This is a genomic window from Salinilacustrithrix flava (assembly GCF_041228405.1).
GTDB lineage: Bacteria > Actinomycetota > Acidimicrobiia > Acidimicrobiales > Salinilacustritrichaceae > Salinilacustrithrix > Salinilacustrithrix flava.
The window spans coordinates 3748299-3757720 of record NZ_CP133888.1 but is presented as its reverse complement, the minus strand read 5'-3'; the positions used below and the strand labels follow the sequence as shown (position 1 = coordinate 3757720).

Annotated in this window: 12 protein-coding genes; 11 read left to right on the top strand and 1 reads right to left on the bottom strand. The window is 73.5% G+C overall.

Features of this window, described 5'->3' with window-relative positions; all coding sequences use genetic code 11:
- The first annotated feature begins 3 nt into the window (after positions 1-3).
- A complete protein-coding gene (hisF, locus tag RGQ06_RS18425) occupies positions 4-792 on the top strand; it encodes an imidazole glycerol phosphate synthase subunit HisF (RefSeq protein ID WP_432427841.1) in 789 nt (262 codons plus the stop codon).
- A complete protein-coding gene (locus RGQ06_RS18420) occupies positions 789-1280 on the top strand; it encodes a BsuPI-related putative proteinase inhibitor (RefSeq protein ID WP_432427840.1) in 492 nt (163 codons plus the stop codon). Before hisF ends, RGQ06_RS18420 begins: the two co-directional genes overlap by 4 nt.
- Positions 1281-1344: 64 nt before the next feature.
- On the opposite strand, the gene RGQ06_RS18415 is transcribed toward RGQ06_RS18420, so the two are convergent.
- Positions 1345-1974 (bottom strand): alpha/beta hydrolase, encoded by a 630-nt coding sequence (locus RGQ06_RS18415; protein ID WP_432427839.1) that lies wholly within the window; start codon positions 1972-1974, stop codon positions 1345-1347.
- Positions 1975-2001: 27 nt separating this feature from the next.
- Here RGQ06_RS18415 and RGQ06_RS18410 point away from each other — a divergent pair, with 27 nt between their 5' ends.
- From RGQ06_RS18410 to trpC, 9 genes are all read left to right on the top strand, one after another.
- Positions 2002-2340 carry a GroES family chaperonin gene (locus RGQ06_RS18410; RefSeq protein WP_432427838.1) on the top strand — a complete coding sequence of 113 codons (339 nt, stop codon included), beginning with the start codon at positions 2002-2004 and terminating at the stop codon, positions 2338-2340.
- Between the two features lie 308 nt (positions 2341-2648).
- The gene (locus tag RGQ06_RS18405) at positions 2649-3863 is read left to right on the top strand and encodes a D-alanyl-D-alanine carboxypeptidase family protein (RefSeq protein ID WP_432427837.1); all 1215 of its coding nucleotides are present in this window, start codon (positions 2649-2651) and stop codon (positions 3861-3863) included.
- Between the two features lie 53 nt (positions 3864-3916).
- A complete protein-coding gene (hisI, locus tag RGQ06_RS18400) occupies positions 3917-4300 on the top strand; it encodes a phosphoribosyl-AMP cyclohydrolase (RefSeq protein WP_432427836.1) in 384 nt (127 codons plus the stop codon).
- Positions 4297-5844, top strand: coding sequence for an anthranilate synthase component I (gene trpE / locus RGQ06_RS18395; protein ID WP_432427835.1), 1548 nt, complete (start codon positions 4297-4299; stop codon positions 5842-5844). The genes hisI and trpE overlap by 4 nt, the downstream gene beginning before the upstream one ends.
- Entirely contained in the window at positions 5841-6689 is an 849-nt protein-coding gene (locus RGQ06_RS18390; RefSeq protein ID WP_432427834.1) for a YgfZ/GcvT domain-containing protein, read from the top strand. The genes trpE and RGQ06_RS18390 overlap by 4 nt, the downstream gene beginning before the upstream one ends.
- 5 nt (positions 6690-6694) lie before the next feature.
- Positions 6695-7597 carry a carboxypeptidase-like regulatory domain-containing protein gene (locus RGQ06_RS18385; protein WP_432427833.1) on the top strand — a complete coding sequence of 301 codons (903 nt, stop codon included), beginning with the start codon at positions 6695-6697 and terminating at the stop codon, positions 7595-7597.
- 21 nt (positions 7598-7618) lie between these two features.
- Entirely contained in the window at positions 7619-8179 is a 561-nt protein-coding gene (locus tag RGQ06_RS18380) for a J domain-containing protein (protein WP_432427832.1), read from the top strand.
- Positions 8180-8216: 37 nt separating this feature from the next.
- Positions 8217-8528: a putative quinol monooxygenase gene (locus RGQ06_RS18375; protein WP_432427831.1), complete on the top strand. Its 312-nt coding sequence runs from the start codon at positions 8217-8219 to the stop codon at positions 8526-8528.
- Between the two features lie 22 nt (positions 8529-8550).
- Complete coding sequence (gene trpC / locus RGQ06_RS18370) at positions 8551-9324, top strand: indole-3-glycerol phosphate synthase TrpC (RefSeq protein WP_432427830.1); 774 nt, start codon at positions 8551-8553, stop codon at positions 9322-9324.
- Positions 9325-9422: the final 98 nt, after the last annotated feature.

Below are 9422 nucleotides of genomic sequence, written 5' to 3'. Positions count from 1 at the left end.
GACGTGCAGACCGCTCGCGTCATCCCGTGCCTCGACGTCGAGGGCGGCCGCGTCGTCAAGGGCGTGAACTTCGTCGACCTCGTCGACGCCGGCGACCCCGTCGAGCTCGCCGCCCGCTACGACCGGGAGGGCGCCGACGAGGTCGTGTTCCTCGACATCACCGCCTCCTCGGACCAGCGCGACACCATCCTCGACGTCGCCCGCCGCACCGCGGAGGAGGTCTTCATCCCCTTCACCGTCGGTGGCGGCATCCGCTCCGTCGACGACGCGCGGCGCCTGCTGCGGGCCGGGGCCGACAAGGTGTCGGTGAACTCCGCCGCGGTCGCCCGCCCCGAGCTGGTCTCCGAGATCGCCACCGAGTTCGGCTCCCAGTGCGCGGTCGTGGCCATCGACGCCAAGGCCGTCACCGACGCCGACGGCCGGACGCACTTCGAGGTCTTCGTCGCCGGCGGGCGCACCCCCACCGGCATCGACGCCGTCGAGTGGGCCCAGCAGGTCGTGGCGCTGGGCGCCGGCGAGATCCTGCTCACCTCCATGGACCGCGACGGCACCAAGATCGGCTTCGACATCCCCCTCACCCGGGCCATCACCGACGCCGTCGACGTGCCCGTGATCGCGTCCGGTGGCGTCGGCACCCTCGACCACCTGGTGGAGGGCGTCACCGAGGCCCGGGCCGATGCCGTGCTCGCCGCCTCCATCTTCCACTTCGGCGAGCACACCGTCGCCGAGGCCAAGGCGCACATGGCCGCAGCCGGCATCGCCGTCCGCCCCGTCGAGGAGGTGGCCCGATGAGGCGCCTGCTCGCTGCGCTGGCCGCCTGCTCCCTGCTCGTGGTCGCCTGCGGCGACGACGACGAGGACGTCGCCACCGACGTCGGCCAGGACGCCGAGACCACCACCGCCCCGCCGACGACGGAGATCACCATGCCGATCGACCTGGTCACCGACCTCGACGACGAGCTCCCGGCCGGCGAGGTGGAGCTGCGCTTCGAGGCGGTCAACGTCAGCGACGAGCCGGTGACGCTGGTCTTCCCGAGCGGCCAGGAGGGCGACGCCCAGCTCATCGATGCCGACGGCGAGACCGCCTACACGTGGAGCGCGGCGCGCTCCTTCATCCAGTCCCTGCAGGAGCGTTCGCTCGAGCCGGGGGAGGCGCTCACCGTCGTCCTCGACGCCGACCTCGGCGACGTGGCCCCGGGCGCCTACACCCTCGAGCTGTCCCTCACCGTCCAGGATCCGCCGCCGCCGCTGCAGCACCAGGTCGAGGTCACCGCACCCTGAGCTGGCGTTCCGTGGTCGCTGCCAGAACCCCCGGGAAACTGGCAGCGGTGGCGGAACACCCCGGTCAGAGGTCGTCGACGAAGGTCAGCACCCGGTCGACCACCCGCTGGACGCCGCCGGCGAGGAAGTGGTCGCAGCCCACGATCGGCTCGACCGTGGTGGACGGCCACCCCTCGACCGCCGAGGCGGCCTGGTCGGGGTCGCAGAACTGGTCGTGGGCGGGGGACAGGACCAGGGTCGGACGCTCGTCCCGCGGGGCGCGAAGGGCATCGATCGGCAGCACCCGCAGCGGCGGTGCGACGGCGACCACCCCGACCAGGCGGGGGTCCTCGACGGCCAGGAGCACGTCGGCGCCGAAGGAGTAGCCCACGCCGACCAGCGGCACACCCTGGACGACGTCGGCCAGCGCATCGAGCGCGGCCACGACGTCGCCCCGCTCCGGGTCGCCGCCCCCGTGCTCGCCACCGCTGCCGCCCGCACCTCGGAAGCTCAGCCGCACCGCCGTCACGCCGGCGGCAGCGAGTGCCCGGGCGACGCCGGCGGGCACGGGGTTGTGCATGTCGCCGCCCATCAGCGGGTGGGGGTGGGTCACCACCGCGGCGGCCCGGGGATGCTCGGCGAGGGACCAGGCGAGCTCGATCGTGACGCCGTCGGCGGTGGTCGCCTGGCCGGGCGGGGCGCTTCGGTCTGCCATCCGGGCGCACGGTAGCGTCGCCCCTCCATGACCGAGCCCGGCACCGACGGCGACAAGCTCCCGATCAAGATGCTGAACGACCGCATCCTGGTGGAGATCGACCGGGGTGACGGCGAGCGCAAGTCCACCGGCGGCATCCTCATCCCCGCCACCGCCCAGATGGGCAAGCGCCTGGCCTGGGCCCGGGTCGTGGCCACCGGCGCCAACGTCCGCAACATGGAGATCGGCGACCGGGTGCTGTTCAACCCCGAGGACCGCTACGAGGTCGAGGTCCGGGGCGACGAGTACATCATCCTGCGCGAGCGCGACATCCACGCCGTGGCCTCGGAGCGCCTCGAAGAGGGCAGCACCGGGCTCTACCTGTAGGGCGCTGGGCCACCCGGATCGGCCTGGTCTGGGCCACCTGGACCAGGCCTCGCAGGCAGTTCGCGCCACGACCCGGGACAGAAGGTCAACAGCCGGCCAACTCGGGCCCAGGTGACGCTGTGTGGCGGTCGCGTGACCGTACGATCGCGACCACTGCAACACACCTCTCGAGGTGGGCGGCACCGACCGGCAACGAGGTCGGACATGCTCACCGTGGACGTGCGGACGGGCGCTGGCGCGCGCGGGCGCACGGACGCGGGGAGCGGGGCTCCGGCCCGTCGCGCGCCTCCCGAAACCCCACGGGTCCGATGCAACCTCTCCGTCCTCGCCTCAAGGTCTCCGTGCTCGCCGGCGGCCTCGCCCTCACCGTCGGTCTGGGCGCGTTCTTCGGCCCGCCCCTGAGCGCCAACGCGTCCAGCCCACTCGGCCGGGCCGAGGCGGCTGCGACCGCCGCTCCGGCCGCGGCCCCGACCGTGCCCGACTCGCTCCCGGCGGCCGGCCCGTCCATGGCGTTCCCCGGGATCGACGGCGTCGACCTGCTGTCGCTGGGCTACCAGGGCGTGGACCTCGACGCGGTGACCGTGGCCGACCTCGATCTGCCGCTGCCCGAGCTGCCGACCGAGCGGGCCTCCGAGCTGCGGGCCCGCATCGTCGTCGCCACCGCCCACGTGGAGGGCCTGCGCGCCGCCGAGTACGTGCTCTACGAGACCGCCCGGTCGATGCGCGTCGACGTCCGGGCCGCCGGCGCCGAGCTGGAGCGGGCTGCGAAGGCCGACGCCGAGGCGACGAAGCGGCGGGACGAGATCCGCGCCGAGGTGGCGCACCGACGCGCGCTGAAGGCCGCGCAGCCCGCGCTCGACGCCGGCACCGGCACCGGCGCGACCGACGTGACGTTCAATGCCGCCGAGCTCGACGCGCTGGCCGCGCGCCGGACTGCCGAGGAGGCCGAGCTGGGGCTCCTCGATCGGGAGGCACGGCGCCAGCACCACCGTGCTGCCCTCGACCTCGCCCACCGATCGGCCAACCGGATGGACGCCCACATCGAGTACCTCCACAACGAGCTGCGACATGCCCGCTCGGGGATGCTGGCCGCCGGGCGGTGGGTGGCCGAGGAGGAGCGCGGCCGCCAAGACCTCCCGCTCGTCCGCGTCGAGGGCTTCCGGGTCCACGCCTCCATCGCCGGCGCCCTGCGGGACATGGTCGTGGCCGCCCGGGCCGACGGCATCGACCTGCGCGGCAAGGCCTACCGCTCCACCCGGCGCCAGCTCGAGCTGCGCGAGCAGAACTGCGGGCCGACCGAGTTCGACATCTACGAGAAGTCCAGCAGCGCCTGCTCGCCGCCGACGGCCAAGCCCAACCGGTCGCTCCACGAGAGCGGCCTCGCCGTCGACTTCCGCCACGGCGAGGAGAGCATCACGTCTCGCCGCTCGCCCGCCTACCGGTGGCTGGCCGCCAACGCCGCCGGCTACGGCTTCTTCAACCTGGCCAGCGAGCCTTGGCACTGGAGCGTGTCGGCAGCCTGAGCCGGGCCGATCGCACTTCGGGGGCCGGCGGGGCCGGACCTACGATGCGGGCCATGACCGGCCCGACCGCCACCCCGCTCGCCTTCGTCGAGGGCCACCTGGACAACGTCAAGTACAACGACGACGGCCTCGTCCCCGCCATCGTCCAGGAGGAGGGCACCGGGAAGATCCTGATGCTGGCCTGGATGAACGATGAGTCCCTGCGCAAGAGCCTCGAGACCGGCCGCACGTGGTTCTGGAGCCGCTCCCGCCAGGAGTACTGGTGCAAGGGCGAGACCTCCGGCGACCGCCAGTACATCCGCGAGGCCCACTACGACTGCGACGGCGACACGATCCTGCTGGTCGTGGAGCAGGAGGGCAGCGGGGCCTGCCACACCGGCGAGTACTCCTGCTTCTACCGGTCGTTCACCGACCCCGACGTCGCGCCCAACGGGTGAGCGCGAGCCCCACGGTCCGCCCGTCCCGGGAGGAGTTCCACCGCCTCGCCGCCGACCACACCGTCGTCCCGGTCTGGCGGGAGCTGCTCGCCGACCTGGTGACCCCGGTCGCCGCCTTCGCCCGCGTCGTCGGTGACGAGCCCGGCTTCCTGCTCGAGTCCGTCGAGCACGGCGAGCGCTGGAGCCGCTGGTCCTTCGTCGGCCGCAACCCCCTCGCCACCCTCACCAGCAAGGACGGCGAGCTCACCGTCGAGGGCGAGCTCCACCCGGACATCCCCACCGACCAGGGCATCCTCGCCGCGGTCGAGGCGCTGCTGGCCCACCACCGCTCCCCGCAGCTCGAGGACCTGCCGCCGCTGCACGGCGGCCTGGTCGGCTACCTCGGCTACGACGTCGTGCGGGAGGTCGAGCGCCTGCCCGACGTGCCGAACGACGACCGGGGGCACCCGGACGCGGTGCTGTCGATCATCGGCCAGCTCGCTGCGTTCGACCACTGGCGCCAGCGGGTCACCCTCATCGACAACGTGTTGGTCGACGCCGGCGCCGACGAGGCCACCCTCGACGCGGCCTACGACGCGGCGATCGAGCGCCTCGACCAGCTGGCCGCCGACGGCGCCCGGCCGCTGGACGAGCCCATGCTCAGCCCGCCCCAGCCCGACGACGAGCCGCCCGAGGTCACGTCGTCGATGGCCGAGGGCCAGTACCAGCAGGCCGTCGAGGTGGCCCGGGAGCACGTGTTCGCCGGCGACGTCTTCCAGGTCGTGCTGTCCCAGCGCTTCGACTTCCCGCTCGAGGCCGAGCCCTTCGACCTCTACCGGGCGCTGCGCCAGGTGAACCCCAGCCCGTACATGTACTTCCTGCGGGTGCCGGGCGTGACCCTGGTCGGTGCCAGCCCCGAGCCCATGGTGCAGCTGCTCGGCGGGCGGGTCATCTCCCGCCCGATCGCCGGCACCCGCAAGCGCGGCAGCTCGGAGGCCCACGACCGCCGCCTCGCCGCCGAGCTGGTCGAGCACCCCAAGGAGGTGGCCGAGCACATCATGCTCGTCGACCTCGCCCGCAACGACGTGGGCCGGGTCGTCACCTTCGGCACCTGCGAGGTCGAGGAGCTCATGACGCTGGAGCGCTACAGCCACGTCATGCACCTCACGTCCCAGGTCGCCGGCGACCTCGCCGAGGGTCGCACCCCCGTCGACGTGCTGCGGGCCACGCTGCCGGCTGGCACGGTGTCGGGCGCCCCCAAGGTGCGGGCCATGGAGATCATCGACGAGCTCGAGCCGGTCAAGCGTGGCCCCTACGCCGGCGTCGTCGGCTACCTGGACTTCTCGGGCAACATCGACACCGCCATCGCCATCCGTACGATGGTCATCGGCGACGACGGCATCGCCTCGGTCCAGGCCGGGGCGGGCATCGTGGCCGACAGCATCCCGGACGACGAGCACCTCGAGTGCCAGAACAAGGCCCGGGCGCTGCTCGTGGCCGTCCCGGCTGCGAGACGCATGACCGCCCAACGACGGGAAGCCCAACGGAAGGCAGCACAGCGATGACCGAGGCCGACACCCCGAGGGGCACCCCCATCCAACGAGACGTGGTCCGGGTCTGGGGCCCCGACGCGCTCACGTTCCTCCAGGGCCAGCTGAGCCAGGACGTCGACGCCCTCGGCGTCCACACCTCGTCGTGGACCTTCGTGCTCCAGCCCCAGGGCAAGGTCGACGCGTGGGCCCGCATCACCCGCACCGCCGCCGACGAGGTCCTCCTCGACATCGACGACGGGTGGGGCCAGGCCCTGCACGACCGCCTGAAGCGGTTCCTCATCCGCACCAAGGCCGAGATCGAGGTGCTCGACTGGCCTGCCGTCGCCGTGCGCGGCACCGGCGCCCCCCGCGGCGACGTCCCCGACGGCGTCCTGCGCCTCGCCCCGCCCGGGGGCACGGTCACGGGCTACGACCTGCTCGGCCCCGGTGCCGAGCTCCCCGAAGATGTCGAGCCGATGACCCCCGCGCAGCTCCGGGCCCACGACGTCGAGCACGGCGTGCCCGCCATGGGCCGCGAGCTCACCGAGTCCACGATCCCCGCCGAGATCGGCGACTGGATCGTGGACGAGTCCGTCTCGTTCACGAAGGGGTGCTTCGTCGGCCAGGAGCTGACCGCCCGCATCGACAGCCGCGGCGGCAACGTGCCCCGCCGCCTGCGAGCCATCGTGCTCGAGGCCCCGGTCGAGGAGGGCGCCCCCGTCGAGTGCGAGGGACCGGCCGCCACCGTCACGACCGCGGCGGTGTCGGACCGGCACGGGCCCATCGCCCTCGCGTTCCTCGGCCGGGCCGTCCTGGAGGGTGCAGAGGTCACCGTCGGCGGCGTGCCCGGGGTCGTGCACGTGCTGCCCATCAGCTGAGGCCGATGGCCCGGTTCCCGCAGGTCCGCCACCCCGCCCGCCTCGTCGCCGTGGTGGCGGGCGTGGCCCTCGTGATCGCCGTGTTCGGCAGCACGTGCAGCGCCCCCGAGCGGGCCACGCTGCCCCCGCCCGATCCCACCGCCACCACCCGGCCGGCGGAGACCACGACCTCGGTCGACCACTCCCGCACCGTCCTGCAGGCCGTGGCCGGCCAGACGACCACGACCCTGGCCGAGTTCGGTGACGCCATCCTCAGCGGCGACGTCACCGGTCCGTCCGGGCCGGTCCCGGGCGCGATCGTGCGCATCGAGCGGCTGGTCGGCGACGCGGTCCAGGTCCGCGAGGTGCGCACCCGCGACGACGGGACCTGGGTGCTGGAGGGGCTGCCGGGCGGGCGCATGCGGGTCCGGGCGTTCGCCCCGCCCACGCTGACGATGCTCGAGCCCGAGGTCTTCTTCCTCACCGAGTCCCAGCCCCGGGAGCTGCGGCTCGTGGTCCGGGAGCACCAGGGGATCCTCGTGCTGTCCGACGTGACGCCGGCGGCGCCGACCGTGGGCGACACGGTGAGCCTCGCGGTCCGGGTCGTGGAGAAGGTGGTCGGCGATGACGGCGTCGGCCGCACGCGGCCGCTCCCGGGCCAGCCGGTGCAGGTGCGCTCGGCGGGGTGGGAGCTGGTCGATGCCCCGAGCGCCACGGACAGCGACGGCGTGGCCGTGTTCACCTACCGCTGCGAGCAGACCGCCACGGTGACCGCGACGGCGGTGGTGGCCGACGGTGCCGACGAGCGCACCTTCCCGCTCGAGGTCCCGTCCTGCGCGCCGCGCCCGACGACCACGACGTCCACGACGACGACGGAGCCCGACGAGGCGACCCCGACGCCGGGTCCGACCACGACGGAGGACGACTGAGGCCCTCGTAGGGTGGCCCCCATGGGTCACCAGCAGGACGGGAGGGAGCCGCGCCACTACGACGAGCTCGGCGTCGCCCCCTCCGCGTCCCCGGCGGACATCCGCGCCGCCTACGTGGCCCTGGCCCGCCGGCACCACCCCGACCGCATGGGCGCCTCCAGCGAGCAGGCCCGAGCCGACGCTGCCGTCCGGATGGCCCGCGTCAACGCGGCGTGGACGGTGCTGTCCGACCCGGCCAGGCGGGCTGCCTACGACGCCCGCCTCGCCGGTCCGTCGACCACGGCGGGCGGCGCCCACGTGCGGGACCCCGACAGCTCCTTCCAGCCCTTCGACACCTCCGACGACATCGATCCCCGGCTCTTCGACGACACGCCCACCGGAGCGCCCAGCATCCCCCGGGCCTTCGCCCTCGCCCCCGCGACGCTGGCCGCGGTCGGGGTCACGATGATCCTCGGTGGCGCGTTCCTCGGCTACGGCGGGATGCTCATCGCCGGGTTCTTCGTGCTCGCCCTCGCCGGGCTGAGCTTCCTGGCCCTGCCCTTCGTCGCGCTCATCAACGCCAGCCGGAACGACCGGGAGTGACCGCTCGCGGCGAGGCTGTCCGGTAGCGTCGCCGCCCATGTCGCAGCTCACCGTCATCGCCCGCATCCAGGCCCAGGAAGGCAAGCGCGACGAGATCGTCGCCGCCTTCCAGGACTACTTCCCGCAGGTCGAGTCCGAGGACGGCACCCGCGTGTACGCCATCAGCACCGACACCGGGGACGAGACCTCTGTGTGGGTCTACGAGATGTACACCGACAACGATGCCCTCAAGGCCCACGGCGCCAGCGACGCCTTCAAGGCCTTCGGCGGCAAGATCGGCGGCCTGCTCGCCGGCGCCCCCGAGCTGCACATCTGCACCCCGGTGCAGGCCAAGGGCCTCCCCGGCTGACCACCGGCACAAGCGACGGGTCATGGCCACCTACCTCGACGGCATCCTGCTCGCCCACCGGCTGACCGCCGCCGGCGACGAGCGGTCGGAGGTCGAGCTCCGTCGCGCCCTCGAGGGCGCCAAGCCGACCCGCGGCTTCGCCGACGCCCTGCGCGCCGCGGACGGCCTCGCGGTCATCGCCGAGGTGAAGCGCCGCTCGCCCTCCAAGGGCGACCTGTTCGCCGACCTCGACCCCGCCCGCCTCGCCGGCCAGTACGAGCAGGGCGGGGCCACGTGCCTGTCGGTGCTCACCGACGAGGTGCACTTCGGCGGCTCGCCCGAGGACCTCGCCGCAGCCCGGGCCGGCACACGCCTCCCCGTGCTGCGCAAGGACTTCACGGTGTCGGTCAAGGACGTGCTCGACGCCCGGCTGATGGGCGCCGACTGCGTGCTGCTGATCGCCGCCGCCCTCGACGACGAGGAGCTGGGCGAGTTCCACCGCACCGCCACCGAGATCGGCCTCGACGCGCTGGTCGAGGTCCACGACGAAGCCGAGCTCGAACGGGCCCTCGCCGTCGGCGCCACCCTCGTCGGCGTCAACCAGCGGGATCTCGTCACCTTCGAGGTCGACCACGAGCGGGCCGTGCGCATGGCCGCGGCGTTCCCCGATCACGTCGTGTCGGTCGCCGAATCCGGCGTGCGCGACGCCGACGACGCCAAGGCCCTCGCCGATGCCGGCTACGACGCCGTCCTGGTGGGGGAGTCCCTCGTCACGTCCGGCGACCCCACCGCCGCGGTCGCCGCCCTCCGTAGATGAGAATCCCGTGGATCCTGACCACCCGTGGTCAGGATCCACGGGATTTTCTCTTCGGATCTGCCGGGGGAATCGGGTTGTGCCTCAGTTACGGTCGCGGC

Coding starts and splice junctions, on each gene's coding strand:
- trpC (WP_432427830.1), top strand. CDS start 8,551: ATGGCCACCTACCTCGACGGCATCCTGCTCGCCCACCGGCTGACCGCC.
- RGQ06_RS18405 (WP_432427837.1), top strand. CDS start 2,649: ATGCAACCTCTCCGTCCTCGCCTCAAGGTCTCCGTGCTCGCCGGCGGC.
- RGQ06_RS18410 (WP_432427838.1), top strand. CDS start 2,002: ATGACCGAGCCCGGCACCGACGGCGACAAGCTCCCGATCAAGATGCTG.
- RGQ06_RS18415 (WP_432427839.1), bottom strand. CDS start 1,974: ATGGCAGACCGAAGCGCCCCGCCCGGCCAGGCGACCACCGCCGACGGC.
- RGQ06_RS18385 (WP_432427833.1), top strand. CDS start 6,695: ATGGCCCGGTTCCCGCAGGTCCGCCACCCCGCCCGCCTCGTCGCCGTG.
- hisI (WP_432427836.1), top strand. CDS start 3,917: ATGACCGGCCCGACCGCCACCCCGCTCGCCTTCGTCGAGGGCCACCTG.
- RGQ06_RS18380 (WP_432427832.1), top strand. CDS start 7,619: ATGGGTCACCAGCAGGACGGGAGGGAGCCGCGCCACTACGACGAGCTC.
- RGQ06_RS18390 (WP_432427834.1), top strand. CDS start 5,841: ATGACCGAGGCCGACACCCCGAGGGGCACCCCCATCCAACGAGACGTG.
- RGQ06_RS18420 (WP_432427840.1), top strand. CDS start 789: ATGAGGCGCCTGCTCGCTGCGCTGGCCGCCTGCTCCCTGCTCGTGGTC.
- RGQ06_RS18375 (WP_432427831.1), top strand. CDS start 8,217: ATGTCGCAGCTCACCGTCATCGCCCGCATCCAGGCCCAGGAAGGCAAG.